Annotated in this window: 24 protein-coding genes; 10 read left to right on the plus strand and 14 right to left on the minus strand. The window is 63.3% G+C overall.

Going from position 1 to position 26,168, the window contains the following annotated elements; all coding sequences use genetic code 11:
• Positions 1–22 precede the first annotated feature (22 nt).
• Together AC1Q67_RS24810 and AC1Q67_RS24815 are read right to left on the minus strand one after the other, a co-directional pair.
• Positions 23–1,270: an APC family permease gene (locus tag AC1Q67_RS24810; protein WP_492238176.1), complete on the minus strand. Its 1,248-nt coding sequence runs from the start codon at positions 1,268–1,270 to the stop codon at positions 23–25.
• A 182-nt stretch (positions 1,271–1,452) separates the two neighbouring features.
• The gene (locus AC1Q67_RS24815) at positions 1,453–2,256 is read right to left on the minus strand and encodes a universal stress protein (RefSeq protein ID WP_492237841.1); all 804 of its coding nucleotides are present in this window, start codon (positions 2,254–2,256) and stop codon (positions 1,453–1,455) included.
• Positions 2,257–4,146: 1,890 nt separating this feature from the next.
• Between AC1Q67_RS24815 and ihpA the strand changes: the two genes are divergently transcribed.
• The 5 genes from ihpA to AC1Q67_RS24840 all read left to right on the plus strand — a co-directional run bounded on the left by ihpA (position 4,147) and on the right by AC1Q67_RS24840 (position 10,961).
• On the plus strand, positions 4,147–5,418 hold the full coding sequence (gene ihpA, locus AC1Q67_RS24820) for a divalent metal ion exporter subunit IhpA (RefSeq protein WP_057196275.1): 1,272 nt from the start codon (positions 4,147–4,149) through the stop codon (positions 5,416–5,418).
• Positions 5,415–6,389, plus strand: a complete 975-nt coding sequence (gene ihpB, locus AC1Q67_RS24825; RefSeq protein WP_062313668.1) for a divalent metal ion exporter adaptor subunit IhpB — start codon at positions 5,415–5,417, stop codon at positions 6,387–6,389. The genes ihpA and ihpB overlap by 4 nt, the downstream gene beginning before the upstream one ends.
• Entirely contained in the window at positions 6,382–6,741 is a 360-nt protein-coding gene (locus AC1Q67_RS24830) for a P-II family nitrogen regulator (protein WP_492237843.1), read from the plus strand. The genes ihpB and AC1Q67_RS24830 overlap by 8 nt, the downstream gene beginning before the upstream one ends.
• On the plus strand, positions 6,738–9,959 hold the full coding sequence (locus AC1Q67_RS24835; RefSeq protein WP_492237845.1) for an efflux RND transporter permease subunit: 3,222 nt from the start codon (positions 6,738–6,740) through the stop codon (positions 9,957–9,959). Before AC1Q67_RS24830 ends, AC1Q67_RS24835 begins: the two co-directional genes overlap by 4 nt.
• 288 nt (positions 9,960–10,247) lie before the next feature.
• Positions 10,248–10,961, plus strand: a complete 714-nt coding sequence (locus tag AC1Q67_RS24840) for an autoinducer binding domain-containing protein (protein ID WP_057196271.1) — start codon at positions 10,248–10,250, stop codon at positions 10,959–10,961.
• A 19-nt stretch (positions 10,962–10,980) separates the two neighbouring features.
• Here the strand turns inward: AC1Q67_RS24840 and AC1Q67_RS24845 are convergent, their stop codons facing one another.
• The 5 genes from AC1Q67_RS24845 to traA form a co-directional block, all read right to left on the minus strand.
• Positions 10,981–11,298: a transcriptional repressor TraM gene (locus AC1Q67_RS24845; RefSeq protein WP_057196270.1), complete on the minus strand. Its 318-nt coding sequence runs from the start codon at positions 11,296–11,298 to the stop codon at positions 10,981–10,983.
• A gap of 491 nt (positions 11,299–11,789) precedes the next feature.
• Entirely contained in the window at positions 11,790–12,413 is a 624-nt protein-coding gene (locus AC1Q67_RS24850) for a TraH family protein (RefSeq protein ID WP_057196269.1), read from the minus strand.
• Between the two features lie 10 nt (positions 12,414–12,423).
• Positions 12,424–13,659 carry a conjugal transfer protein TraB gene (locus tag AC1Q67_RS24855; protein ID WP_492237847.1) on the minus strand — a complete coding sequence of 412 codons (1,236 nt, stop codon included), beginning with the start codon at positions 13,657–13,659 and terminating at the stop codon, positions 12,424–12,426.
• Entirely contained in the window at positions 13,580–14,110 is a 531-nt protein-coding gene (traF, locus tag AC1Q67_RS24860) for a conjugative transfer signal peptidase TraF (RefSeq protein ID WP_062313680.1), read from the minus strand. Before traF ends, AC1Q67_RS24855 begins: the two co-directional genes overlap by 80 nt.
• Positions 14,107–17,427 (minus strand): Ti-type conjugative transfer relaxase TraA, encoded by a 3,321-nt coding sequence (gene traA / locus AC1Q67_RS24865; RefSeq protein ID WP_492237848.1) that lies wholly within the window; start codon positions 17,425–17,427, stop codon positions 14,107–14,109. The genes traF and traA overlap by 4 nt, the downstream gene beginning before the upstream one ends.
• A gap of 250 nt (positions 17,428–17,677) precedes the next feature.
• Between traA and traC the strand changes: the two genes are divergently transcribed.
• From traC to AC1Q67_RS24885, 4 genes are all read left to right on the plus strand, one after another.
• Positions 17,678–17,947 carry a conjugal transfer protein TraC gene (gene traC / locus AC1Q67_RS24870; RefSeq protein ID WP_057196265.1) on the plus strand — a complete coding sequence of 90 codons (270 nt, stop codon included), beginning with the start codon at positions 17,678–17,680 and terminating at the stop codon, positions 17,945–17,947.
• 4 nt (positions 17,948–17,951) lie between these two features.
• Complete coding sequence (gene traD / locus AC1Q67_RS24875; protein WP_492237850.1) at positions 17,952–18,167, plus strand: conjugal transfer protein TraD; 216 nt, start codon at positions 17,952–17,954, stop codon at positions 18,165–18,167.
• A complete protein-coding gene (gene traG, locus AC1Q67_RS24880) occupies positions 18,154–20,082 on the plus strand; it encodes a Ti-type conjugative transfer system protein TraG (protein ID WP_492237852.1) in 1,929 nt (642 codons plus the stop codon). Before traD ends, traG begins: the two co-directional genes overlap by 14 nt.
• Positions 20,083–20,302: 220 nt before the next feature.
• Positions 20,303–20,683: a thermonuclease family protein gene (locus tag AC1Q67_RS24885; RefSeq protein WP_492237854.1), complete on the plus strand. Its 381-nt coding sequence runs from the start codon at positions 20,303–20,305 to the stop codon at positions 20,681–20,683.
• A 352-nt stretch (positions 20,684–21,035) separates the two neighbouring features.
• Here AC1Q67_RS24885 and AC1Q67_RS24890 read toward each other — a convergent pair whose 3' ends face one another.
• Positions 21,036–21,413: a hypothetical protein gene (locus AC1Q67_RS24890; RefSeq protein ID WP_492237856.1), complete on the minus strand. Its 378-nt coding sequence runs from the start codon at positions 21,411–21,413 to the stop codon at positions 21,036–21,038.
• A gap of 579 nt (positions 21,414–21,992) precedes the next feature.
• Here AC1Q67_RS24890 and AC1Q67_RS24895 point away from each other — a divergent pair.
• A complete protein-coding gene (locus AC1Q67_RS24895; protein ID WP_492237858.1) occupies positions 21,993–22,238 on the plus strand; it encodes a WGR domain-containing protein in 246 nt (81 codons plus the stop codon).
• Between the two features lie 15 nt (positions 22,239–22,253).
• Here AC1Q67_RS24895 and AC1Q67_RS24900 read toward each other — a convergent pair whose 3' ends face one another.
• The 6 genes from AC1Q67_RS24900 to AC1Q67_RS24925 form a co-directional block, all read right to left on the minus strand.
• Positions 22,254–22,523 carry a DUF4326 domain-containing protein gene (locus tag AC1Q67_RS24900; protein WP_492237860.1) on the minus strand — a complete coding sequence of 90 codons (270 nt, stop codon included), beginning with the start codon at positions 22,521–22,523 and terminating at the stop codon, positions 22,254–22,256.
• 64 nt (positions 22,524–22,587) lie between these two features.
• Positions 22,588–22,899, minus strand: coding sequence for a DUF736 domain-containing protein (locus AC1Q67_RS24905; RefSeq protein ID WP_492237862.1), 312 nt, complete (start codon positions 22,897–22,899; stop codon positions 22,588–22,590).
• Positions 22,900–23,556: 657 nt separating this feature from the next.
• Positions 23,557–23,850, minus strand: coding sequence for a type II toxin-antitoxin system RelE/ParE family toxin (locus AC1Q67_RS24910; RefSeq protein ID WP_492237864.1), 294 nt, complete (start codon positions 23,848–23,850; stop codon positions 23,557–23,559).
• On the minus strand, positions 23,847–24,152 hold the full coding sequence (locus tag AC1Q67_RS24915; protein WP_492237866.1) for a type II toxin-antitoxin system RelB/DinJ family antitoxin: 306 nt from the start codon (positions 24,150–24,152) through the stop codon (positions 23,847–23,849). Before AC1Q67_RS24915 ends, AC1Q67_RS24910 begins: the two co-directional genes overlap by 4 nt.
• A gap of 54 nt (positions 24,153–24,206) precedes the next feature.
• Positions 24,207–25,073 (minus strand): adenine nucleotide alpha hydrolase family protein, encoded by an 867-nt coding sequence (locus tag AC1Q67_RS24920; protein WP_492237868.1) that lies wholly within the window; start codon positions 25,071–25,073, stop codon positions 24,207–24,209.
• A complete protein-coding gene (locus AC1Q67_RS24925) occupies positions 25,073–25,999 on the minus strand; it encodes an ArdC family protein (protein ID WP_492238177.1) in 927 nt (308 codons plus the stop codon). The genes AC1Q67_RS24920 and AC1Q67_RS24925 overlap by 1 nt, the downstream gene beginning before the upstream one ends.
• Between the last annotated feature and the right edge of the window lie 169 nt (positions 26,000–26,168).

Genomic DNA, 26,168 nt, shown 5'->3' on the forward strand with positions numbered 1-26,168 from the left:
TTATCGACCTGTCCGCTTCTCTTTATGCAAAAAGGTTTGCGAAGATCAGGGCTACAGCCGAAGCTGCCGCGACTGGCGGAACCCAGCGAGCAACGGCAAAAGCGCGTTCGCCAGTAGGTCGAGTGTTCTGAATGCGCCAAAGCGCCAGATCGACGAGCACGAAAATGCCAAGCGTCAGCGTGTTGGCAAAGCCGACTAGCTGTTTGAACGGGATCAACACAGATGCAGCCAGCACGATGGCGCCGGCCAGCGCGGTGGCCACGATCGGCGTGCGGGTTCGCGGATTGACCTGCTCAAGAAACGCAGGAAGCTGGCGCCGACGCGCCATACCATAGAATAGGCGGGCCAGCATCATAATCTCGACCAGGACGCCGTTGGCTATGGCGAGCGACCCAACCGCTGCAAAAAGCGATGCGTGCGATCCCTGGAACAGGCCGATCAATGGACTTTCACCACCGCGATCTGCGAGGACAAGTGCTGCAGACACAGCGATATAGAGCAGCGTACTGACGACAATCGCACCGACGATCGCATATGGAATCGTGCGGCGCGGTTCTTTGGCCTCTTCGGCCATGTTGACCAGGCTTTCGAATCCGATGAAGGCAAAGAACGCGATGAAAGAGCCCCCGACGACACCCTGCCATCCGGCAACGCTGGATGGCAGCATACCTTCGACATTCAAGTCGGGCGCGGTCAGAAATCCCACCCACGTGGCTACGGCGATGCCCAGAATTTCGAGCACGCCGATCGCAGCGGACAGGCTGGCGCTTTCCCGCACACCGAGCATCGCGAGCATCGTGAAGCCTACCACCAGCAGCGTGGTCAACGCCGTGGGAGACAACCCGATGAGCTTGGAAAGATAGGAAACGGAGCCGCTTGCGATTGAGGCCGCTGCAATTGCAATCGCGACCGTCAACGCCAGCGCCGTCAACTGCGCCAGTCGGTTGGAGCCGAAGCCGTGCATGACGTAGGCTGCCGCGCCCGACGCCTCGGGGAACCGGCTTGCGAGTTCCGCGTAGCAAAGGCCGGTTAGTCCGGCAACTATTCCTGCAAGCAAAAAAGAGAGTGGCGTCGCATCGCCAGCCCGGTCGATAACCGACGCAATTGCGACATAGATTCCAGCCCCGACGATAACCGCGAGTCCATAGAAGAGCAACGTTAAAAGCGTAAGCGAGCGTCTCAGGGAAAGATGCGTGCCCGCTGGCCCAATCGCTGACGAATTCATTGTCAATCCACACTGTGAGCGACCATCTCTACGGCGGCCTGACATTGCCGCCGCACGCACGTGCGGAGCACGTGTGTTGATTACCGCCGCTCTTGCTTTAAGACGTAGGCTCTCCCGGGTGGCGCCATAGTCTGATCTCTGCAACCGTTACGCATCCGTGGAAGCATGGGCCGGATACAAGAATTAGATAAGCTACATGCGTGGTGCTGCCGCCGCCCTAATAGACCTCAATGGGACATAAACCAGGATATCTCTGCATTCTTGAGCATACTTGCGGTCACCCCGCCAAGAACGCGCTCAGTCAATGGGCCACGGCTATAGGCGCCTGTAACGATGAGTTGTGCGCCTTCGTGCTGCGCTTCCTTAAGCAGACTCAAACACACGTCCCCCGTCGTGTCCGATATATGCCAAGGACGCGCCTTGACCGCATGCAGTTGCAGATGCGCCGTAACCGCCTCGAGCCGTTCTGCTGCAAGCTCATCACCAACTCCGATGACTGCGACACTGTCCGCGCGCTTAAGTATGGGTAGGGCGTCATGGACAGCGCGGCAGGCGTGTGGTGAGTCTTTCCACGCCACCACAACGTTTGAGAAGCCAGGGTTTCGCGGCGCTCGTCCCAAGCGAAGAACCGGAGCCCCGGAGCCAAGGGCGACGTAAGCCGGGTTCGCCAATACACAAGCTTCTTCCTCAGCCGAATCGGTGATCAGCAGGTCTGCGGTCAAGAGGCGCGCTTGCATCGCAAGGGTCGGCTCGCCTATCCCGGATTGCCAGCCCGTTTCCTCATTCTTTGCAAACACCTCATCAAACACGCTTCGGCTCGCTTTAAGCGCACGTTCCATCAGTATGGTCTGCTCTTGATCTCGGAATGTATTATGAACCAAAACATCTCCGATCGAGGTTCGCGGCCAAGCATAAGATGCTGCTGACAACTTGGCGCTAAACATCTTAGTCATGTCGCGGGCAAATTCTAACGTTCGATGCAGGTCGGCCCGCGGACTAGCATCAACGACTATGTCACGATAATTAGTCATATTCAGCACTCCTTCAGTGTCGGCTCCAGTCTACGCCCGTAGCCGCTCAGATTGGTCATGGCTTCCAAGCGTAGCTGCAAAAGCCCGAGCCGACGATAGCCTTTATTTCATCGTCGATACCGCAGCCTTGCCGGTGCGACGTTCATGATCACGTGACATTCCTCTCTGACTGAATCAACAGACGATAATTTTTTTGCTATCCTGGACGTTAGATGCATTGATCTGCGTCAAGTCTGCTTAGCCGATCGGCGCCAATAGCTCGTACCTTTCGGTAGTCGATTTCGTATCACGCATCTGCTCAGATCTTGAGTATCAGCCCGGTGTTCGGATTTGCCCGACAGGACTGGGCCGTCGCGGCCGATACAAAAATTAGAGAAGCTACATGCGTGGTGCTGCCGCCTTTCTCGGAAAACAACACTCTCTCAGATTCAAGAAGGGGTTCATGGCGAAAAGCAGCGTGGCGGAGTTGGAGGCCCGTCGTCGCCGCTGCGCAGTGCGGTTCTATGCAAGAGCGATTGCCGGAGTCCCCCTGCGTGCCGTCTCCAGCGAACGCGGCCAGCCTCACTTCGCCAACCGGACGACGCGGTTGTAGAGCGTCTTCTTCGGCCCGGAGACATCCGCGCAATCCGCTCAGCGCGCGCCACAGCGCAAGGCGTGTACGATTCCGCTCAACACCTGTCGCATCAACATGCTTCATCCCAAGGACGTCTGTCGGCAACAACAGCTCGACCCGAGCCCATTCCGGATCCGAAAGCCAGAACAATCAGAGGGCCCATTGCCTCCCAAATCAGAGGCAATGAATCACGATCAACACCACTGGGAATTCCGGCTCTCGGATATGCAGGGCTCGGGCCCGCGGACTTTTCTGGTCGCGGGGCGCATAGCGGCTGGCGACAGCGTTGGCGATTGGCCGAAGGGAGCGTCATTCGCATCCTGTCGGAAGCATCCTTGCCGGTGGTATGTGACGGCGCCGTCATGCAGGAAGACGTGGCGCGCCGACGCAGCACGGCGCTATCATCCTCTCGCGTGGGTATGGTCGAACTCGACGCGCACAAGCATGCCCGCGCTCGCTTCCGCTACCAGTACGCCCGGCAGCGCACGTAGACGATCGGCGACCACCAACCTCCGACTTGAGCCGCGCGATGCAGGCGTCATCGGCGTCCGGCACACCAGGCAGCAGGATCGGTATGTCCAGACGAAGTTTTCAGTCCCTGCGCGTCCTTGTGGAACTCCAGAAGTTGCCCAACTCAAGGCCGCATCATCAATGGCAGCGGTCCGTGATCTGTGCGCCACAATTCGCGCTTGGAGAATGCTCCTCGACACTGCGCGATGTTCCTTGGCATCGAGCGGAACCGCTATAGCTCATGACGGCATGCCAAAGTAGGTGGCAGATGTTACAATGTTCCTGATCGACGTCCGATACTCTGTCGTGTAATGGTGACTTTGAAACTGATGAAGTGCTTATTTTGCGAAATCGAGGCGCAATTTTCGAGACGTGCTGCCCGCGCATTCGACGTGCGTTTGTTGTCGTATTCTTGATCGCAGCTTACCTTTTGTCAGGTCCCCTGCATACGTTTTATGATGACGATGTGGTCAATTCGCCTGGCTCTGGCTTCGTGACAGTGGGTTCTTTTGACGAGGACTCCGGGCAGTCCGGCAAGACCGTTATCGTCAGTCGGCATTGTCATGGCTGCTTCTCTGCATCGATCCCGAATCCCCTTTTAGCAGCCTCCATGTTCACCCGGCCGATGCCAGCGAATTGGCCGTATTGGACAATCCTTACGTCGGGGCTGTTCCGGGGCGTCGACCTACCGCCGCCAAAATCTCTATCCTGAATTGACCGGCCGGCGCACTTGCGCCCAAATTCCGTCATTCGTCAGGTAGGTTCTCATGTTCTTGAAGATCGGCATGCGCCTTGCATGCGCGATTGCGTTGCTCGCGAGCCCCGCGCTGGTGAGTCTGTCGCATTCGCAACCGCTCACGTTGCGGACCGCGCTTTCCCGAGCGCTTTTGGCAAGTCCTCGTCTGACGGCCGCTGAACGCGATGTTGGCATAGCAACTGGCCAGCGCATCCAAGCGGGCGTGCTGATTAATCCTGAAGTGTCATACGAGCAGGACAATTCTTTTGGATCAGGGCCTTACCGTGGGACGAAATCCGCCGAGAGCACCTTGCAGATCAGTCAGCTTTTCGAGCTGTTCGGTAAGCGCGCAGCACGGATTGCTGCGGGCCGGGCGGGCGTCGAGAATGCTGCGATCCAAAGACAGGCTGTCCGGCTGGAGGTGCTCTCAGAGACTGCCATCGCTTTCCTAACCATCCTTGGACTGCAGCATCGGATCGCGATCCTCGACGAACAGGTGGTAGCACTCAATCGGCTGACCCCCCTTTTGCAACGTCGGCTTGATGCAGGGGCCTCATCGCCGGCCGAGACTGGGCGCGCCGAAGTCGCGGCAGCCCTTGTGAAGGTCGAGCGCGAGCGGGCTGCCGCATTGCTCGACAGTGCGCGGCGCGAGTTGGCTGTGCTGATGGGCGATACCTTCCCGAAATTCAGGGCTGTATCGGGCCGGCTGGAGGCGACGGGGCGGCCGCCCAGTTTCCAGACAGTCGTCAAAGCCATCGACGCCAATCCGCAGTTGGTCCGGTGGACGGCCGTTTACGCGCAGCGCAATGCGGAACTCCTCATAGCTCGGCTGAAACCCTATCCGGATGTGCGAGTAGCCGCCGGATGGCGCCACTATAACGATACGAACGATAACGCCGTCCGCCTTACCCTTTCCGTGCCGATCCCGCTCTTCGACCAGAACCAAGGCAATATTCTTTCCGCACAAGAGAACCTCGCGAAGGCGCGAGCCGAGCGGGAAGCCAACCGCAACACGCTGATCACCATTGCCGGGCGCGCTTACGACTCCCTTCAGGGCTCGCTGCGCGAGCTGTCAATTTTGCGCTCGATCGCAATTCCAAAGTCGCGTCAAGCATCAGACGTAATTTTGGACGGATATGGCCAAGGCCGCTTTTCGCTTCTGGAGGTGCTTGATGCACAGGCGAGCTTCACGCAGGCGAAGTTGCGAGAGCAGGAAGCATTGCAGAACTTCCACGTCGCGATCGCAACCATCGAGGGATTGGTTGGCAACCCATTCTCACTCTCACGGGGGAGCGCACCATGAGGAAACTCGGCATTTTCGCGGTAGTTGCCGGACTCATCGCGGTGACCGCCGTCGGCTATCGCATGATGGCGACAGACGGTCCGCGGCCTCCGGCCAGCCAAGCGGAAAAGAAGGGAGAAGCAAACGACACACAAGTCGAAAAGGACGAACATGCCGCTGATAGAGTCATCATGAGCGATGAACGGGTCGCCGCCGCAAAAATTGTGCTCTTGAAAGTGCAGCCTGCGACGTTGAGCAATACGCTGCTGCTTAACGGCGTCATTCGCGCCAATCAGGAGACGCTGGTGCAGGTGACGCCCCGGTTTCCTGGCGTCGTTCGCAAGCTTCAAAAACGAATCGGCGATCAAGCGCGAAAGGACGACCTGATGGCGACAATCGAAAGCAATCAGAGTCTGACGTCCTACGAGCTCAAAGCGCCGATCGACGGAACAGTCATCGATCGACAGGTTTCGCTTGGCGAATACGCATCAGAACAGAAGCCTGCGTTCATATTGGCGGATTTGTCTGCGGTATGGGTTGACCTGTCCGTTTACGTACAGGATCTCAATCGGGTGCGCGTAGGAGACGAACTGACTATCGACCTCGGCGACGGAGGCGCTCCGGTCAGTTCACGTATTTCCTATGTATCCCCCGTAGGAAGCAGCGATACTCAAAGTGCGATCGCTCGTGCTGTCGTTGCCAATCCCGATGGACGTTTGCGGCCAGGACTCTTCGTTCGTGGAAGCGTCATTCTCAGCAGCCGGCGAGTGTCGGCTGCCATCAAAGCCAATGCCCTGCAGACAATGGAAAACAAGACCGTTGTTTTCGTTCGAGAGGGCAACAAGTTGGAGGCTCGCCCGGTCGAGGTGGGAGAGCAAGACAGAGACTATGTTGAGATCACCAAGGGGCTGTCCGTCGGAGAAGTCTATGCCGCCGACAACAGCTTTGTGGTGAAGGCAGAGATTGGCAAATCCGAGGCTGAACATGAATGAAGAACCGAATGTGCTCATCACCGCTTTCATCAAGCCGAACATGGAAGGTCATGTCGTGAAAGCCCTGCATGATCTGCCGGAATTTCCCGGGTTCACGATCGATCGCATTCGAGGACAGGGCCGCGGACGCGGTGCCGGCGGTCAATTCCATGCGACCGAATACAACTTCTCCTATCAGGAGCACCTGCAAATGCAGATTGTCTGCCGAGAGGCGATTTCCGGCGAGATTTGCCGCCGGATTGCGCGAGCTGCATGGACTGGCAGCAAGGGCGACGGCATCATCTTTACGCAGGTCGTCAAGAATTTCTTGCGCATCCGGACAGATGGAAAGCAAGGAGGAGCACCGGAATGATCGATGCAATCCTCAGCTTCTCCATCAAGCAACGATGGCTGGTCCTGATCGCGGTGATTGGGGTCGCGGCGTTTGGCGGCTGGAATTTCACCAAACTACCCATCGATGCCGTGCCTGACATCACGAACGTCCAAGTTCAGATCAATACTCAGGCGCCCGGTTATTCGCCACTGGAAACAGAGCAGCGCATCACCTATCCGATCGAAACAGCGATGGGTGGTCTACCCAAGCTCGACTATACCCGTTCGCTGTCGCGGTATGGACTGAGCCAAGTCACGGTCATCTTCAAGGACGGCACCGACATCTACTTCGCCAGGCAATTGGTCAATGAACGCATCCAACAGGTTAAGGACCAACTTCCCGCGGGCGTTGAAATGGCGATGGGACCGATTTCGACCGGTCTTGGCGAGATTTATATGTACACGGTGGAGGCTCGGCCGGGAGCAAAACGTACGGATGGCGAGCAATACAGCCCGAGTGATTTGAGAACGATCCAGGATTGGATCATCAAGCCGCAACTTCGGCTGACGCCGGGTGTTGTCGAGGTCAATACAATCGGCGGATTTGAAAAGCAGTTTCACGTGCTTCCAGATCCTGCCCGACTGATGGCCTACAAGCTCAGCTTCCGAGACATCATGACGGCGCTCGCCAACAACAACAACAACGTTGGCGCCGGCTATATCGAACGCAATGGCGAACAATACCTCGTTCGAACGCCTGCTCAGGTGGCAAACCTCGGTCAGATTCGCAACATCATCATCGGAGCTCGTAGTGGCAATCCGATACGCGTGCGCGACGTCGCCGAGGTCCGAGAAGGAACAGACCTACGAACCGGTGCCGCCACCATCAATGGCAAAGAGACGGTCGTCGGTACCACAATGCTATTAATCGGGGAGAACAGCCGAACCGTTGCGCAGAGCGTTTCGAAGAAGCTCAGCGAGATAGGCAAGTCCTTACCGGAAGGGGTGGTTACCAAAACCGTCTACGACCGCACGCGGCTTGTTGATGCAACGATCGAAACCGTTCAGCGCAACCTGATGGAGGGTGCGCTGCTTGTCATCATCATATTGTTTCTCCTATTGGGAAATATCAAAGCTGCGATCGTCACGGCCTGCGTTATTCCGCTGGCGATGTTGTTCACCATCACAGGGATGGTAGAGAACAAAGTCAGCGCCAACCTGATGAGTCTTGGCGCAATTGACTTCGGTATTATTATTGATGGCGCTGTGATCATCGTCGAGAACTGCCTGCGCGTTCTTGCGGAGGAGCAACACAGACATGGGCGATTGCTGACGGCGGGCGAGCGCTTTGAGACGATCCTCAGCGCATCGCGCGAGGTCATAAAGCCAAGCTTGTTCGGCACCATGATCATCGCAGTGGTTTATCTTCCGGTCCTCACGCTTACCGGTGTGGAGGGAAAGATGTTCACCCCCATGGCGCTCACCGTGCTGATGGCGCTGCTCGGTGCGGCCATTTTCTCCATGACGTTCGTTCCGGCGGCGGTGGCGTTGCTCGTCACGGGAAAAGTGTCGGAAAAAGAGAATATTCTTATGCGGGGGGCGAAGCGCGTTTACGTTCCTCTCCTTACGCTGTCCATTCGCTTTCGCAAGAGTGTCGCGGTTGGAGCCGTCGCTATCATTGCGGTCAGTGCGTTCGCCACAACGCGGATGGGCGGAGAGTTCATTCCAAGCTTGGATGAAGGCGACGTGGCGCTCGCAGCCATCCGGATTCCCGGCACGAGTCTTACGCAATCGATCGAGATGCAAAAGACTCTTGAAGACCGGATCAAGCAGGTTGCAGAAGTGAAAGACTTTTTCGCACGTACTGGCACTGCTGAAGTTGCGACCGATCCGATGCCACCGTCCATCTCGGATGGCTATGTCATGTTGAAACCGCGTGAGGAATGGCCTGATCCAAAAAAATCCAAGGCGACCGTGGTCGAAGAGATCCAGAAGGCCGCTGAGGAGATTGCCGGCAGCCAATACGAAATTTTGCAGCCAATTCAGCTTCGCTTCAATGAGTTGCTTTCGGGTGTACGCAGCGACATCGGCATAAAGATATTCGGGGATGATCTCGATACCCTTTTAAAGCTCGCACGGGATGTTCAGTCGGCGATCGAGCCGATGAGAGGGATTGCGGATCTCAAGACCGAGCAAGTTTCGGGCCTTCCCGTGTTGACTGTAACACTGGATTACGAAGCGCTGTCTCGGTACGGTCTCAGCGCGAATGATGTCCAAAGCCTGGTTGAGATCGCTGTCGGCGGCAAGGCAGTCGGGAAGGTGTACGAGGGAGACCGAAGGTTCGACATCGTTGTCCGCCTGCCAGAACAAATGCGCGGAGACATCAATACGATTCGAACACTTCCTATACCTCTGCCGCCGCTCGATGATACGCAGACAGCGACGAGGACCTCGTGGACCGCCTCACCACTCGCGCGAATGCGATATATTCCCTTGTCATCCGTCGCGAAAGTCGAAGCTGCCCCGGGCCCCAATCAGATCAGTCGCGAAAATGGTAAGCGTCGGATTGTTGTGACCGCCAACGTTCGCGAAAGGGATTTGGGATCGTTCGTCGAGGAAGCGCAACGTCTGGTCAATGAGAAGGTCAAGCTGCCCCCCGGATATTGGATAACGTGGGGGGGACAGTTTGAGCAACTGGTTTCCGCCACCCAGCGACTGACCATCGTTGTTCCGGTCGCCTTGCTGTTGGTCTTCCTGCTGTTGTTGATGAGTCTCGGTTCGGTCGCCGATGCCCTGCTGGTCTTCAGCGGAGTGCCTTTAGCCCTGACCGGCGGGATAGCAGCCCTACTACTGCGGGGCATTCCCCTCTCGATCAGCGCCGGTGTTGGTTTCATCGCACTGTCCGGTGTTGCGGTGCTCAATGGACTCGTCATTATCGCCTTCATCGAACGTTTGCGCGAGGAGGGCAAGCCTGTCCTAGACGCGGTGCGCGAAGGTGCCGTGACGCGGCTGCGCCCAGTGCTCATGACGGCGCTTGTCGCATCTCTCGGATTCGTGCCGATGGCGATCGCAACGGGGGCGGGAGCTGAAGTTCAGCGTCCCCTTGCAACGGTCGTTATCGGTGGAATCATCTCCTCGACAATACTGACGCTTCTTGTTCTACCAGCGCTTTATGTACTCTTTCGGAAAGATTCTTTGCCGACTTCTCATGGTGAGAGCGCTGATGATGTCGGACAGGCGAGCCCCGGCATGAGGTGATCGGAATGATTTTGGAACGGGGAAATCGTGCCGATGACGTTGATCGCAGGTTTTTGGCCGGAACCGGCGGTAAAGCGCTGATAGTAAACTCGCTCGCTGGGGAAATGCTTGAGGAGCCCTTTATTCGCGGTGCGCTGTGCTCGAGGTTCGGCTTGACATGAATAACATGGATATCAGCTGAGCCTCGAAAAGGCGGCTGAATAAGAAAGGCCGAGGATCGGTCAGGGCTATCAGCGACGCAGGAGAGCGACGTCAGATCAACTAACAAGAGAGGGAGATCGCAGAGGAATGAAGCGCGTCCAGACTCTTGATGGGGCATTCAACGACCTCATGGAAGCGAGTGGTCTCGCACAAGACGAGCGAGCCATCAATCAAGCGCTCCGCAACTTCACGGCCGCGGTCGGATTTGATCGCTTTGCCTACCTCAATGTCCGTGCGGGCGACGCCCGCGCTCTCTCCAACTATCCCGCCGATTGGCAGCACACGTATCTTGACAACAACTACGCCGCCATCGATCCGGTCGTCACCATCGCCAAACGGACGATGCAGCCATTCGTTTGGTCACGCGAAGAAAACGCAGGCAACGTGCCGGAAACGGTGCGCTTCTTTGGCGAAGCCGCCGACTTTGGCATCCGTAGCGGCGTTTCGATCCCGGTGCGCGGCGGCTTCGGCCGGACGGCGTTGTTGACGCTTGCAACCGACAGGCCGAGCGCTGACGCCGAGGTCCGCAACTCGATTCATGCGATCACGGCGGTGGCGTTTGTGCATGTTCACCTCAATCGGCTTGTCCGTGCGCCACATAGCACGATGGTCGTGCTGACACCTCGTCAGTCGCTTTGCCTGTCTTGGGCGTCCATGGGAAAGACCATGGACGAGATTGCCGAGTTGCTCGGCATCTCCGAGCGTGCGGTGCGCTTCTATGTCAAAGGCGCGCGCGACAGGCTCAACGCAACCAATACTACACACGCTGTCCGACTCGCCGTCGAACAGGGTCTGATCTAACTGCCAACCGAGCCTGCGCTTAAGTGGACGGCACACTCGGAATGAAACCGAGCCGTTCAATCAGGGTTGCAAGCACCATCTGTCGTGCTCGCGCTGCAAGCATCAGCCTCGTATAGTCACTATAAAGTTCGGCTACCGTCTCTAAGTTAGCAGCTTGTGCGCTCTTCCAAGAATCGAAAGCTGCTTCGGCTTTCGCAAGCGACTCACGATGCTCAAGAATCGCGTCGATTGTCAGGCTCTCAATTTGGGTTGATGATAGTGGCGCGATTAGATTCGCCATTGTCGTCGCCACGTCGACGTTGTTGTGCTGGCCGCCGTCGTCCTCTGTCGTCACCATAACCTTCAGTCGGTAGGTCCGCGGTGCGCCCCCGCTGACGTCAATCCCGTAAGCCCAAGCCGGGGGTTAGAAAACCGCACTCAAACGGTCCCTGTGACCTTTAGTGCCGAGGCACCTGGACATACGTCGCAGGCCCCCGGCCGTTGGCCAGAGGATCCCGGTGCCGTAGCGGTCGGCACCAACCGTTGAGTGCGGGGTTTCTATGCCCCAGACAGCGCGTACTGTCTGGAGGGGTTATAAGCGGGCAAGGCGAGTGACGCTAGCTGAGGCGCGCACGCACGCCGACTTTTCAGCAGTAGAATTTGCCCAACGGGTGCAGCGCTGGCGCAACGCTCTGCGGGGTTGCATTTTGCGTCGGTGCGCGAAATTCTTCAGGCAAGAGATGATGGGGCTAAATTGGTCGCCGTCACATTGACGGCGCAAGATAGATTCGTGGCGAACCCTTCGGCGCTGCCTTGCGACGACCTTAAGCCCCCGCTCTAGGCGGCGTCTCAGTCATCCACTTTGCTTCTTTGCTTATTATTCAACTTCGCACCACCGATTCCCGACAGGTCGATGCGAATTCCCGCGCGGTTCGGATCGATCTCCGGCGCCGGCTGCTCGGTAGCAGGCTTTGCAGTCGGTCCGCGCGGAGCGCCGTCGTCAGCCCGCCGCGGCGCCGCCGCCGTCGAACCGGGATCGGGCGCCGAGAACACGGCAACGTCCTCGAACGTCCCGGTCCGCCACGCGATGATGGCGTCCTCGAATGCGTTGTCGTTTTCGACGCCATACCATTTCACGACGATGCGATAGACCTTCGCGAACAGCGCCGTGCCCATGCGGATGTTCTTGCAAGGATCGACCAGGTCGGCTGTGAGCTGCGAGGCGTCCGTCACGCCGACGCCGGCCGGATATTGCGTGATGCCGACGCGCACGACGGCCTGGCCGACATAGCGGCGCACGAGCTCGAGCGCTTCGTCCGGCGATTTCGGCGGCGGTACGAGCACCACGCGCCCTCCGGCGCGTACCGTCATAGCAAAACGATCGGCCGACCCCGCCGTGGCGATGAACTTCTCGACGATCGCAGGCTTGAGCCCGGGATCGGCGCATTGCTGGATCAAGGCTGCATCGACCATCACTGTCTCCTCACAGATTGAACGCCATCACGAGCGGCACGCCGAACAGCCGCGCCCAGGCTTCGGCGCTTGCGCGTTGAATCCCGACGATGGATGTGCCGGCGGTCCACCATCCGTTGCCGGTCGCGACGATCATGTCGGGCGCATGCAGCATCGACTGCAGCACCGGCCAGACCAGAAGTTGCTCGTAGCAAATCAGCGGCGCGATCCGCCGGCCTTGCGACGTCACGATCGGATTGGCGAGGAAATGCGCTCGCGCGCTGTCGCCCTCGCCGATCCACGACAGCCACGGCTGCCACATCGACACCGGCACGGGCATTCGTTCTCGATAGAGGACGCGCGCCTGCCCTGCGGCAATCTCGACCAGGACATTGTCGTAACCGTGCCGATCAACCACGGCGGCGCCGGCGATCACGACAACGCGCGTCGTGCGCAACGCGTCCATCCAGACTTGCGAGACAGTCGGGGTCCATAAGCCCAGCGCGCTCTCCGGCAAGACGACGACGCGGGCGCCCGCCTCGTGTGCGCGCTGCACATGCGCCAGCAAGTCGCGATGCTGCTCGAGGTCGGTTGCGCGGCCGAGCGATGCGCCCATCGTGGTGTCGACACCGCGCCAGCCCTCCGGTCCGGACGGCGGCGCCCATCCTGCGGCGGACCACAGCCACGCGCCTATGACCGCGACCGCCGCAACCGGCCACAGCCTGGTCGTGAGCGCGAGCATGACCATCGCGGTCGCCCCCAGGCCCAACCACCCCCATCCCGGAAACAGCACGCCGGCCGCGGTCAGCGGATGCGCCCAGCCGACGATCCCGAGCGGCAGCACCGCCATCAGGAGGCTCGCCAGCGCAAACCGCCCGGCCCGGTCCCATCCCGGCCGAACGGACCATAGAAGGCCGTGGACGGCGACGAAGACAAGGCAGGCCCCGATCCAGAGCGCCCCGCCCAAGGCGATTCCTGGCCCATAGAAGGTCATCACGCCTTGAGGCAGGCCCCGCGAGGCGGCCAGGAAATACGCCGCCGAGACCGCGGTCGCGATCATGCGCGTCGGCGCGGCCGCCCAGAGCGCGGGGAAGGCCAACGCGAGAGGCAGCGCCAAGGCGACGCCGCTCCAGCCGATCGCTCCGGCCGCGGCCGCTCCGGCGATCAATGCCGCCGCGTGCAGCCCATCACGGATCGAACGTGGCAACCGGCCGGGCGAGCCCGAGGAGCCCTGCGTCGGGGAGTGGCCCGAAGTAGCGTGAGTCATATGAGCCTGCGTAGTCGGAGTGGAGATAGAGGTGTCCCGGCGGAACGACGCCGCCCGCATAGGCGGCAAGCGCCCTGCCCTCGGCGTCGACCAGGCGGATGCGGGAATGGGCGAGCGTGCGACCGTCGATCGTGACCGATCGACCGACCGCGACATGCGCGCCGGCCATGGCGGCGACCGTCTTGATGAGTGGTCCGGCGCCGCCTGGGCAGAGACCAGCGCGCAGGTAGCCGCGTTTGAGCCCAAGCGTCAGTCCGGGCCCCGCCGGCATGCAGATAAAGATGAGGTCGCCAACCTTGATCGGCGCGACGGCCCGCTCGATGCGCCAGAGACCAAGCGGATAGCTCGGGGTCGCATTCAAGCGGAAGCCGCCCGCCCAGCCAAGGACCGCGATGCCGGCGACGGCGGCTGCGCCAAGTCCCAGCACTGAGATGACAGGCCGCGGTCTCATTTCATGGCCATCCCGCGACTCCGGGCTTGGCGCTGAACCTGGCGCTCGGTCTCGACCTTGTTCGGCGCTTGAGCGGATTTCTGCTGCGCGGCGAGTTGCTGTCCTGCGCGGAGCATGGGCCATGCAGCCGCGAGCGCGGGTCGTTCATTTTCCCGCAGGCCGGCGGCGGCGGCATCGAAGGCTGCGCCCTTCGGCTCTTTCGCGCGATTGGACAGGAACGCGCCGTCCCCGAAGCGCTCCGCCACGGCCTTGTTGAACCCTTCGATCTCCGCCGCCACCATCTTGTTGGAGAGCGCAAAGGCGAGCGCGTTCGGCAGATCGTTGCGGTCGATGGCGTCGCGAACCCGCTCCAGCACCAGCGTCGCCGCGGGCGAAAGCGCCGGGACGTCGACGGTGACACGCAGCCGCAGCGCACGCTCCTCCGTTTCGTACTTGCGCAACGCCTCCGCGCGCAGTCGCGCATAACGCTCGATTTCGCGGCCGAGCGTGGCGACATTGGCTTCGGCCTCTTTGCGCTCCTTGGTGGCGGCTTTCCCTGCGAGCACGCCCTTCGCGCCGCGCAAATCGCCGAACGATGCCGGCTCGGTTGCGAGGCGGCTGAGTGTCGCCTTGCGGGTTGCGGGATCGTGCAACACGGCATCGAAGTTCATGGCTTTGAAGGCGGTCTCCGGCTTCGCGAACACGAGCGCGAAACGGCTCGACATTTCCTGCCACTGCTTCCTGCAGGCCGGATCGGCGACGATCTTGTCCTCGACCGACTCGGCGACGGATTTCGGCCATGTGGTGACACCGGGCAGCATGGACGCGGCCTCCTTTTTGCGGCTGGTGGGCGGAACATGACGAGGGTTGAAAAGGCCGAGACGGGCGCCGACGGCCCGAAGGCGCGCGGCCACATCATCGAGCCGCTGCTTCTGACGCCGCGCCCAGCGCACGCGGTCGGACACGAGGGTTCGGGCGACGCGCATCACATGCAGGCCGCGGTTGGCGGCGAAGCGAAGCGCGTCGCGATAGAGGCCGCCACGCTCGTAGTCGAGCGTCGTCTCCTTGGCGTTGCGCTGGGACAGGATGGGGATCAGTCCGCCGGCCTTGCCGAACGATCGGCGTCCATAATAGAGCGCAACATCCTCACGGTGTCGGGTCAGCGCCACATAGGCAAGATGCCGGTCAAGCGACAGGCTCGCCAGCACCTTCACGCGGTCGACGGTCGCGCCTTGCGCCTTGTGTATCGTGGTGGCGTAGCCGTGGTCGACATTGCGGTAGAAGCGCTGGTCAACCGCGACGCGCCGGCGGTGACTGCCCTCCCCGACGTCGGCCGTGAACCGGCCTGGCGCCGCTTCGATGACGCGTCCGATCATGCCGTTCTTGACGCCGAGTGACCCCTCGTTGCGCAGGAACACGATCTGATCGCCCGCCGCGAACCGGCGCTCTCCCTCCTCGGTGCGGAAGGCGTGACCCGTGCCGACGATTCCGCGCGATACGAGCGTGGCGCGCGCCATGTCATTGAGCGCGCGCACGTCACGGCGCAGATGCGCCAGGATCAAGGTCGACTTCACCGGATCGTAGTCGCGGCTCCAATCGTCGATCAGCGCAGCCACGGCCTGCGCTTTCAACTCGGAGCCCATGACGTGCCCATGATGGCGATACGCTGCCAGCGCCTTGCCCACGCGGCCGCGGGCGAGATCGAGCGATGCGTCACGCATCCATTGCGTGTTCTGGCGGTAGATCGTCTCGAGCTCGGCATAGCCGATGCGCTCGACCAGCGCGCGGAAGGCAGCGCCGGCCTCGATCGGCTGAAGCTGCTCGGCATCACCCACCAGAACCAGCTTGGCGCCGGCGCGCGACACCGCCTCGACGAAGGTCGCCATCTGGCGTGATGCGACCATGCCTGCCTCGTCGAGGACAAACACCGTGCGGGTGTCGAGGATCGACCGGCCCTTGCTCCAGGCGAGCTCCCATGACGCCAATGTGCGCGAGGCGATCCCTGCTTCTTTCTCCAGACCCTCGGCCGCCTTGCCCGCCAATGTGCCGCCGACAACCCGATAGCCGGCGGCCTCCCAGACCTCGCGCGCGGCCCGCATCATCGTGGTCTTGCCGGCGCCGGCGCGCCCGACCACGGCCGCCGCGCGGCCGGGAGCGGTCACATGCTCGATCGCCGACCGCTGCTCGGCCGAGAGCATGGCGTGTCGATCGAGGACGGCATTGCGGATCTGATCGCGAACGCCGAACGTCTCCGCGCCGGCAAGCCCGATCGCGCGCCTGGCCATCTCGGATTCGATGCGGATCAGCTCGCGTGTCGTGTAGCGCGCCGGCGTTCTGGCGCCGCTCGCAAAGTCGATCCCCTCGTGCTCGAGGCGGACGGCATCCGGGCTTTGCAGGATGCGCGCGAGCAGTACCCCGAACGCGGTCGGATCGTCGACATAGCGATGCAGCACCTTGGCGACGTCGCGCTCATCGAACACGCTCTTCTCGCGCGACACGATATCCAGAATGATCTCCGGGCGGCGCAGCACGCGCTCGGCCGAGACCTGCCGCTGCTCCTCGAACAACCGCAGGCGATCGAGGTTTGGTCCGCGTCCCTGCCGCTTCGCCTTGCGCTCGATCGCCTTTGCGGCGACCCCGACATGGGTCGTCGGCACGATGTCGATGCCACGCTCGGCATAGGATCGGCCATCCACGCGCACGTCGAGCCCGGCGAGCGCGAGATGATGGTTCTGCAGATCGATCCATCCCTGGCGAACCGCCAGAAACTCATTCTTGTCGCCGGCCCAGAGCTTGTAGACGATCTTGCCGGCCCGGTTGCGCAGCGGTGCTCTGTCCGCGCCCAATACGGCCACGCGCTTGGGACCGAATCCATCCTCGGTGAGCGCGCGCAGACTCGTCATCAGATGGACATGCGGATTGCCCGGATCGTCGTGATAGGCCCAATCCGCCACGATCCCTGCGGGCAGGATGTGCTCGGCCACGAACTGGCGCATGAGCGCGATGTTCTGCGCGGTCGTCAGCTCGATCGGCAGCGCGATAATGTACTCCTTGGAGAGCTGCGCATCCGAGCGCTTCTCGAAGCCCTCAATCTTGTTCCAGAACGCCTCCGATGCCTGCGCTACGGAGCGGTCCGCCACCATCGCCCGCGCCCATTGCGGCGCGTCCGCCGGCAGTAGGAATTCTTCATGCACCATGTTGCGCTTGGCCGTGTAATCGACGGTGCGGCCCTCGGCCTCGAAGGTCATCTTCGCGCAGTGGCGATACGCGGCCGCCAGCACAGCGCTGCGGCCATCGGCGCGGCTGATGAGCTGGGGTGTGAAGTGCGTGATGGCCAAGGCGGCGGTCCTGCGAGAATGACGACACGGCTCGTCCGCAGGGATCGGCGTCGTCCTTCCGGCTGAGCAGACCTACGTCGCGCCAGCGACGTATTACTGCGCCCTTGGAGCCGACCCTTCGGATCGGCGGGATGATCCCCCAAAGTGTCGGCTTCGCCGACCTGTCGTTTCCGACGGGGTGCGCTTCGCGCATCCCCGGTCAATTCTCCCTCGCGCGTACCGCGCGCCAGCAGGAGGATGACCAACCGGAATGAAAAAACCGTCCCGACAGATTCGAGAGGAAATCGCCCGCCTGCAGGACCAGCTCAAGGCCGCCGAGACGCGCGAAGCGGAGCGGATCGGCCGGGTGGCCCTGAAGGCCGGCCTCGGCGATCTGGAGATCGACGAGGCAGACCTGCTGACCGCCTTCGAAGAGGTGAAGGCGCGATTTCGCAAGGCCGGCGCCGCGCCGCGATCCGCGCGCGGGTCGGGTTCGCCCGAGCCGCCTGGCGCGGGTGCGGGCGCGTCTTCTGAGGCTTGAGCGCATGGACAGAACCCGCCGCAGCGACGACAGGAAGAAGGACACGCGCGAGAAGATTCAGCTCGGCGGGCTGATCGTGAGGGCGGGACTGCGTTACGAGAAGCGCGCGCTGTTGCTCGGCATGCTGATCGACGCCGCAGAGCGGGCGCGAGCGAGCGAAGCGGAGCGCGAGCGGTTCGTGGCGATCGGCACGAAGGCCTTCAGCCATGAACGCGAATAAGGTGGCGCTGACGATCGTGCCCGCAGCGCTGATGATCGGCGCGATGATCGCGCTGCGCGGTCATGAGCAATGGTTCGCGAGCTTCGCAAAGACGCCGCAGGCGGCGCTGTTGCTGGGGCGGACCGGCATCGCCCTGCCCTATCTCGGCGCGGCCGCAATCGGCGTCATCATCCTGTTCGCCTGCGCCGGCGCGCTGGCCGTGCGCTCAGCCGGCTGGGGCGTCCTCGCCGGCGCGACGGCTGTCGTCGGCTTCGCCGCATGGTCAGAAGGGAGCCGGCTGTTCGCCCTCGCCGGCCGCGTGCGCGACGGATCGGTTCTTGCTTATGCGGACCCCGCCACGCTGATGGGGTCGTTCGCCGCGCTCGCATGCGGTTTGTTCGCATTGCGCGTCGCGCTGGCCGGCAATGCCGCGTTCGCGGCGGCAGCGCCGCGGCGGGTGTCAGGCCAGCGCGCGATTCACGGCGACGCGCAATGGATGAGCGTCGGCGAGGCGGCGCGGCTGTTTCCGGAAGGCGGCGGCATCGTCATCGGCGAACGCTATCGTGTCGACAGGGATTCCGTCGGCGATCGCGCGTTCCGCGCCGGCGAGCCCGAAAGCTGGGGCGCGGGTGGCCGCGCGCCGCTCCTGTGCTTCGATGCATCGTGGGGCTCGACCCACGGCATCGTGTTCGCCGGCTCTGGTGGCTTCAAGACGACATCGGTGACGATCCCGACCGCGCTCAAATGGGGCGGCGGCCTGGTCGCGCTCGATCCATCCAACGAGGTCGCGCCGATGGTGATCGACCATCGCAAGCGCGCCGGCCGCACCGTCTTCGTGCTCGATCCAAAGACGCCGGAGACCGGCTTCAACGCGCTCGACTGGATCGGCCGGTTCGGCGCGACGAAAGAGGAGGACATCGCCTCGGTCGCGTCGTGGATCATGACCGACGTGGCGCGCACCCACTCGGTGCGCGACGACTTCTTCAGGGCGTCGGCGCTGCAATTGCTGACCGCGCTGATCGCCGATGTCTGCCTGTCAGGTCATACGGAACAGAAGGATCAGCACCTGCGCCGCGTGCGAGCAAACCTGTCCGAGCCCGAGCCGAAGCTGCGCGAGCGGCTGCAGGCGATCTACGATCATTCGGGCTCGGACTTCGTAAAGGAGAATGTCGCATCCTTCGTCAACATGACGCCCGAGACCTTCAGCGGCGTGTACGCGAATGCGGTGAAAGAAACGCACTGGCTCTCGTATGAGAACTATGCGGCGCTGGTGTCCGGCGCGAGCTTCTCGACCGACGAGCTGGCGGCCGGCACAATGGACGTGTTCATCAATCTGGACTTGAAGACGCTGGAGAACCATCCGGGGTTGGCGCGCCTCATCATCGGCTCATTGATGAACGCGATCTATAACCGCGCGGGCGAGGTGGCCGGCCGCACGCTGTTCCTGCTCGATGAAGTGGCGCGGCTCGGGTTCCTGCGCGTGCTCGAGACCGCGCGCGACGCTGGACGCAAATATGGCATCACGCTCCTGATGCTGTTCCAGTCGATCGGCCAGATGCGCGAGGTCTATGGCGGCCGCGACGCCGCATCGAAGTGGTTCGAGTCGGCATCGTGGATGTCGTTCAGCGCCATCAACGATCCCGAGACAGCCGAATACATCTCGCGGCGCTGCGGCGACACGACGGTCGAGGTCAGCCAAATCAGCCGCAGTTCGCAGGCCTCCGGGTCGTCGCGGACGCGCTCGCGGTTGCTGTCGCGTCGGCCGCTGATCCTGCCGCACGAGATCACGCAAATGCGCGGCGACGAGCAGATCGTGTTCACGGCCGGTAATCCGCCGCTGCGGTGCGGGCGAGCGATCTATTTCCGGCGCAAGGACATGACGGCCTGCGTCGGCAGCAACAGCTTCGCGCCCAAGGGCGGGCGCCGATCGGCTTAATCGCGCGCCGAGCGAATCGGCGGAAAGACCTGTGGTCGCCGGATGAGATCGGCGTGCGGAGAGGATCAAGGTGAGGATCGGACGGCCTTCCAGGAGAGCAGCGAGCAGCGCCGGTATCGCGACCGCCGGCAAAGGGCTGACGGTCGCGGCGCTTGCGGTCGCCGGCCTCGCGATGTGGGCAATCCATTCTCGCGACGGCGGTCCGTCCGGAGCGCCGGCGATGCCTACCAACGCGGCCGAGCAGACATTCGCGATGACCTTCTCGATCTGCGGCGCCGGGCGGCGAACGAACTGCGTCGTTGACGGCGACACGTTCTGGTTCCGCGGCGAGAAGATCCGGATCGCCGACATCGACGCGCCCGAGGTGAGCCCGCCGCGCTGCCAGCGCGAGGCGGTCCTCGGCGAGGCAGCAACGCGGCGCTTGCAGGCGTTGCTCAACGCCGGTCCTTTCACGTTGGTCGCCGGCGCGCGCGACCAGGATCAATATGGCCGCAAGCTGCGCAACGTGTCGCGCGGCGGTCGCTCGATCGGCGACGTGCTGATCGTCGAAGGCCTCGCCAGGCGATGGGGCGGTGCGCGCCAGAGCTGGTGCAGCGGTTGAATGCTGGCGCGGCGCAAGCCGCGCCAGCGCGAGAGGATCGTCACCCGAAGGGCGGAGACCGCGCAGCGGGCTCCGTGAGCGAAGCGAATAGAGCCGTCCGCCAAAGGCGGCTCGCCCAGACCGCTCTCATCTTCACGCCAAAATCAAGCCGACGAGGGACTGCGATGCCGAAGCCGCCGCAAGTCATATGCGCGACCACAGATTCAGGATCGACCGCAGGAAACACACGCGGGCCTTTCCCCGGCGACGGGAGCTCCTGCGCCCGCCAGCGGCGCCGGCCGGTCGATCCGGTCGGCGGCGCTTTGGGCATGGCAAAGAGCAGAGGCGGCGCGAGCCGCCTCTGCTCTGGACATCAATCCGTGTCCGGGCCCCAGAGCGGATTGTTCACCGGATCTTCGATGGGGTCCTCCTCCAATCGCGTCACCGCGAGGATCACCTCCGGGATCGGGCGGCCGCCGATGTGGGTCCGGCGCTGCGCCACCAGGATGCTGACAGCCGTCTCGTTGGCCTCGATCGCCCGAACCGCGTCCTCCATATCGTCGTGAGGTCCGAGATTCTCGACGGGGATGACGTCGCCGTCTTCATCGTATCCGCCGTGGAGATAGAGCGGCGCGGTCTCCAGCCGCTTGGCGCAATCCTCCGCGTCGTGGATCAGGCGGAAGCCTTCGGTCCGGCGCTTCCAGTAGTCGGCGCTGCCGCCATCGACGGACGTCACGGTCTGATGTGTCATGATGATCTCCTTTCGTCTTCTGACGGAAGGAGACGACACCGTAGCCGCGAGGTGTCAGGGATCGCGCAGCGACCGGCGGAGCCGGCGAGCGGGGGAGCCGATTTTCTGGCGCCGCCCACTTCGGCGGCGGCGGAAAATTGGGGGGACCGCGATGTCCTTGACGCCGGAGTGGCGGGTGTAGAATTGGAAGTCAGAGGAGCACCCACGGCGCCGGCAGGCGCCGTGTCCGCATGCCGGCCGGCGCCGGCCCAGGAGCGCGAGGGGGAACCCTTCGCGACGAGACGCCCGGTCGATCCGGGCGATCTCGTCTTGCGAGAGGATCGTTACCCGGAGGGCGGAGACCGCGCAGCGGGCTCCGTGAGCGGAGCGAGTAGAGCCGTCCGCCGAAGGCGGCTCGCCCAGATCCTTATCCTGGACACGCAGGATCACGCACACCGACATCCAGCGAGGATTCGCAGGATCTCGGCCGGCGCGGGACGGGCCAGGCGCCACTGAGCCATCAGCGCGGTGAATCGAACCAGGCGGACCGATTCAATAAAGCAATTGGACGGCGCTTCCGAAGGAAGCGAGACTCCGTTCATGCCGAACTGGGATAGAGCCCCGCTTCATCTTCGCCGCATCAATCCCGCGCTCAACATGCGGCGGTTCTATACGCTGTCGATCCAGCCGACGCTGTTCGGCGGCGCGTCGCTGGTTCGCAATTGGGGACGGATCGGCGCGGGCGGCCAATCCATGATCGAGACCTTCGACGCGCCGGAGGAGGCCGACGGCGCGATGGGCCGCCTCGAGCGCAGCAAGCGCCGCCGCGGCTATGCCGATCGCTGAGGCGCCGCCGCGCCGTCAGCGTCCGTTCGCGAGCTCGCGCAGCACGTCGCCGTGGCAAGCCAGCGGCGCGCACCAGCAGACGAGATCGCGGCCGCGCAGCTCGCCGAGCGCGTTCAGCAGCTCGGGCTGCGCGACGATCCATGCGCGATATTTCGCGATGACATCGGCACGCGAGCCGTCGCGGCCAATGACGAACGGATTCCCCCATTTGCTCGGCCGGCCGATATAGACCTGCGTCGCCGTGCTGTGGCGGCCCGTCCGCCGCGCGTTCAAAACCTTGCACATGACAGTCCTCCTTTTCCGGACGCCGAAGGCCCCGCCGCCGGGCGGGGCCTTCTTGCGCGACCGCTCAGTCGCGGTTGGGGCGGGACCAGATGACCTGGAGGCCTTCCTCGCCTTCCACCGCGACCATCGTCGCGTAGATGGGGTTCGGGAAGCTCGGGTCGTCGAACTTGAGCGAGACGTAGTCCCGACCCTGCTCGGACTTCTTCTTCCACCCGGCCCCGAACTCGATGGCGCCTGCGAAGACCCGGTAGTCGGGAGCCTTGTCGGAGGTGCGCTCGGCCGGGACGATCTTGGCCTTGATGGTGCCAAGGGCGAGGGTCTTGATGGTGCCGACGAAGCCGTTGCCGTTCACGGTGAAGTTGCCGATGGTAGCCATGTTCGTGTCCTCTTTCGTTTCTCGGGCCGCGACCATCGCGACCTCGATGGCTGTCGATGACCGGAGGCGATCGGGCCGCACCCGAAGGGCCGCAACGCAGTGGAGGGCGGCCAGGGCGAGGCTTTCTTGGCTCGCGAGGAATGGGCGCGCAGCGACCAGGGGAAGAAAGCTGAGAACGGCCGTTGCGGTCATAAGAGATCGAGGCGGCGCGCAGCGCCGACGGCCTTCGGTCAGACATGCCAGATCGAGGACGCAGTGGACGCGAACAGGCCGAACGATGGGGACACGTTGAGCTACCGGCAAACCACACCGCATGGCGACGGCCCGGCCACCATCCCGGAAGACCCGACTGAGACCACCAAGGCCGCCCCGGCTTCTCCGCACCTTCAGGGCCGCTGACGCCGCAAGGTCGAGCGCAGTCGCTGTTCAACCGGGGGAAAGTCCGCAGCCGAGGGACGGGCTCCTTGGCTCATCGCCGGCGACCCTCCCCGTCCCCTCAACGCCGATGGGCGGGAAGCGAGGTGCTGGTCCGGTTTCGGCGCTGTCACTCCGGCGCGATGACGCTCCGCGGGAATGCCCGCCGCGCGGCGGGGCCTTCGGCGCACGATCGGAGGGCGATGCGCAATGGTCGGGTCAGTGCGGCGAATGCGGATCGCCTCAGCCTTGCGGAAGCTCGTCCGGCCATCTCTGGGCGCCGTGCAGGACGCGGAGAATCCGGATCGTCTCTGCGGTCACGGCGTAGGCGGCGATATAGGGCGTCCCGGTGATGACGAGCTCGCGCGTGCCGGCGACGCGGCCGGGACGGCCGCTCTCCGGGAAGTCGACCAGGCGGCGGGCCGCGGCCGCGATGCGCTCGTCGACGGCGATCGCCGCGCGTGGATTGTCCGCTTCGATATGGGTAAAGATGCCGTCGCGATCGGCGAGCGCGAAGACCGACCAGACGAGCTTCACGATCCGCCGGCGGCCTTGCGCCGGGCGGTGGCGCGGCGCTCGGAGAAATGCGCCTCGGCCTGTTCGTCAGGGATGTCGGGGCGCGTGTCCTGCAGCGCCTCCTGCACCTTGGCGCGGAACCAAGCGTCATGCGCCTCGCTGTTGGTCACGAGCTCGAGCGGCAGCGCGCCCTCATTCGCGGTCCGGGTGAGCAGGATGCGCACGGCGTCCGACACCGTCAGCCCCATGCCCTCGAGCACGGCGGACGCGCGGTCCCGCACGTCCGCGTCGATTCGGGTCTGAACAAGCGCATTCGCAGCCATGATCGCCTCCTTGACGAGGCAATGTAATGCAATTGAATGACGATTTCCAGCCCGTCAGAGGCCGCACATGCCTTCGCATTCATTCGGCCAGAGGTCGAGCTGGCCGCGATCCGCCTCGGTCGACAGGTCCGCCTCGTCGAGCGGGACCGCCGAGCGGTGCAGATAGACCTCCCCGCGGATTCCGCGCAGGCCGGACCGGATGGCGCGGTCGACCTCGACCGCATCCGCCCAGGCGGCCGGGTCGCGATCGCGCATGGCGCGCCAGACCGCATCGGAATGGAACGGGCAGCCGATGCACGCGCTTTTCGGGGGGCGCGGATAACCGTGGCGGTCGAGCCAGCGCAGGCAGTCGCTGCGCGCCATGCGCCGCTCGACGAGCGGCCAGCGATTCACGCGCCAGCGCTCGAAGCTCGGCTTCATCCGGACGATTTCATCCGTCGAGATGCCGATCCACTGCTCGACGACAGGGACAGCGGGGGATCGCTTGCGGGTCAGGCCGGCGAGTTCGCGCACCTTGCGGCGGATCGGGTCGATCTTGTAGTCGCCGGTGCATTGGCGGCGGATCATGCCGATCGAGACCTGGCCGCGCCGGTTCGTGGTGCGGGTGAAGGCGGGGATCGACGCCCAGCGCCGCCCGCACCCGGCGGCGATCAGGTTGTCGCGGATATTGCCTGCCGAGACGATGTGGACCGGGAACGGCAGGACGTTGGGCGACATCAGCCAGGCGAGGTGCTCATACACGGCGTCGGGCTCCCAGCCGGTGTCGGCGAAGATCGCGCAATCGGGCATCGGCCCGATTTCTTCATGCGCCGCCAGCAAGGCGAGCGTCGTCGATTGCACGCCGGCGCCGAGGCTGAGCACGCGCAGGCGGATCGGGGAGAGCTCGGCGCCCTCCCCTTCTGCAGCCGGAGCGGAGAGCATCACGCCGCCTCCGGGACCGTCGCGGCCTGCGGCTGCAGGCCGTGCAGATAGGCGCAGGCCCGTTGCGCGTGCGCGGCGGCCGAGAAGATGAAGCGCTTGTCGTTGGCGAGGACCGCGAGCCAGGATGCGAGGTAGCTCGCATGGTCGGCGCGCGGCTCGATCTCGGGGACGATGCCGAGATCGGCGCTGACGAAACAAGCGCCCAGATCCGCGATCAGCTCCTCGCGGGCGCGTTCGCTGCGATCGCTGTGATAGCGCGAGAGATCGCGGTTCAGCCGGTGCTCGGCGCCGGCCCAATGCACGGTCTCATGCGCGAGCGTGGCGTAATAGCTCTCCGGGTCGCGGAACGACTCGAAGGGCGGCATCTGGATGAGATCGAGCGACGGCGCGAAGAACGCCTTGTCGCCGCCATGCCGGATGGCGGCGCCGGTGTTGGCGAAGAATGCGTCGGCATGGGCGATGCGCTGCGCCGGCGCGGCGGGCGCCGCCGGCCGGGCGTAGAAGTGCTCCGGCAAGCCGTCGATCTGGTCGACGCAGAAGACCGAATAGGCGCGCAGGAACGGAATCGCGCGCTCCACCTCGTCGCCATGCTCGTCGGTCTCCGTTCTCGTGAACCGATTGGCATAGACGACGGTCGTGGCCGTCTCGCCCTTGCGGACATTGCCGCCGAGCTCCAGGGCCTGCTTGAACGTCATCCAGATCGGCGAGGCGAAGCCGCGCGCCACGGCCTCCGACCAGAGCAGCACGATATTGATGCCCTGATAGGGCATACCGTTGTGGCGCAGCGGCCGCGTGATGCGTCCGGCGCCGTTCGCAGCGCTCCACGGCTGAACCCACGGGCGCACGCCGCGTTCCAGGTCGGCGACGATGCGATCTGTGATCCGCGCATAGATGTCGACGCGAGACTTTGTTTCCTTACCAGTCATAATCCGAACCTCCGTTGGAGGCCGCGCCCATCGCGGCCCGTCACGGCGGTCCGCCGCGGAGGCCCGCACGGCCGCGCATCCGGTGAGGTTCATGGGCGAGGTGACTGTCGACGCGCCGGACCGGAACGTCAGTGGAGGACGGCTATGCCGTTGCGCTGCCGCGCAGGCC

Source organism: Afipia sp. GW823-FHT06G09 (assembly GCF_058794875.1).

Bases quoted from the DNA above. Each gene is read 5' to 3' on its own strand.
- AC1Q67_RS24855 (WP_492237847.1), bottom strand. From the start codon at position 13,659: ATGACTCACGCTACTTCGGGCCACTCCCCGACGCAGGGCTCCTCGGGC.
- AC1Q67_RS24915 (WP_492237866.1), bottom strand. From the start codon at position 24,152: ATGGCTGCGAATGCGCTTGTTCAGACCCGAATCGACGCGGACGTGCGG.
- AC1Q67_RS24835 (WP_492237845.1), top strand. From the start codon at position 6,738: ATGATCGATGCAATCCTCAGCTTCTCCATCAAGCAACGATGGCTGGTC.
- AC1Q67_RS24900 (WP_492237860.1), bottom strand. From the start codon at position 22,523: ATGTGCAAGGTTTTGAACGCGCGGCGGACGGGCCGCCACAGCACGGCG.
- AC1Q67_RS24815 (WP_492237841.1), bottom strand. From the start codon at position 2,256: ATGACTAATTATCGTGACATAGTCGTTGATGCTAGTCCGCGGGCCGAC.
- AC1Q67_RS24850 (WP_057196269.1), bottom strand. From the start codon at position 12,413: ATGGTCGATGCAGCCTTGATCCAGCAATGCGCCGATCCCGGGCTCAAG.
- ihpA (WP_057196275.1), top strand. From the start codon at position 4,147: ATGTTCTTGAAGATCGGCATGCGCCTTGCATGCGCGATTGCGTTGCTC.
- traG (WP_492237852.1), top strand. From the start codon at position 18,154: ATGAACGCGAATAAGGTGGCGCTGACGATCGTGCCCGCAGCGCTGATG.
- AC1Q67_RS24905 (WP_492237862.1), bottom strand. From the start codon at position 22,899: ATGGCTACCATCGGCAACTTCACCGTGAACGGCAACGGCTTCGTCGGC.
- AC1Q67_RS24830 (WP_492237843.1), top strand. From the start codon at position 6,382: ATGAATGAAGAACCGAATGTGCTCATCACCGCTTTCATCAAGCCGAAC.
- AC1Q67_RS24840 (WP_057196271.1), top strand. From the start codon at position 10,248: ATGAAGCGCGTCCAGACTCTTGATGGGGCATTCAACGACCTCATGGAA.
- AC1Q67_RS24925 (WP_492238177.1), bottom strand. From the start codon at position 25,999: ATGACTGGTAAGGAAACAAAGTCTCGCGTCGACATCTATGCGCGGATC.
- traC (WP_057196265.1), top strand. From the start codon at position 17,678: ATGAAAAAACCGTCCCGACAGATTCGAGAGGAAATCGCCCGCCTGCAG.
- AC1Q67_RS24885 (WP_492237854.1), top strand. From the start codon at position 20,303: ATGCCTACCAACGCGGCCGAGCAGACATTCGCGATGACCTTCTCGATC.
- AC1Q67_RS24810 (WP_492238176.1), bottom strand. From the start codon at position 1,270: ATGTCAGGCCGCCGTAGAGATGGTCGCTCACAGTGTGGATTGACAATG.
- AC1Q67_RS24920 (WP_492237868.1), bottom strand. From the start codon at position 25,073: ATGCTCTCCGCTCCGGCTGCAGAAGGGGAGGGCGCCGAGCTCTCCCCG.
- AC1Q67_RS24845 (WP_057196270.1), bottom strand. From the start codon at position 11,298: ATGGTGACGACAGAGGACGACGGCGGCCAGCACAACAACGTCGACGTG.
- AC1Q67_RS24895 (WP_492237858.1), top strand. From the start codon at position 21,993: ATGCCGAACTGGGATAGAGCCCCGCTTCATCTTCGCCGCATCAATCCC.
- traD (WP_492237850.1), top strand. From the start codon at position 17,952: ATGGACAGAACCCGCCGCAGCGACGACAGGAAGAAGGACACGCGCGAG.
- ihpB (WP_062313668.1), top strand. From the start codon at position 5,415: ATGAGGAAACTCGGCATTTTCGCGGTAGTTGCCGGACTCATCGCGGTG.
- traF (WP_062313680.1), bottom strand. From the start codon at position 14,110: ATGAGACCGCGGCCTGTCATCTCAGTGCTGGGACTTGGCGCAGCCGCC.
- AC1Q67_RS24890 (WP_492237856.1), bottom strand. From the start codon at position 21,413: ATGACACATCAGACCGTGACGTCCGTCGATGGCGGCAGCGCCGACTAC.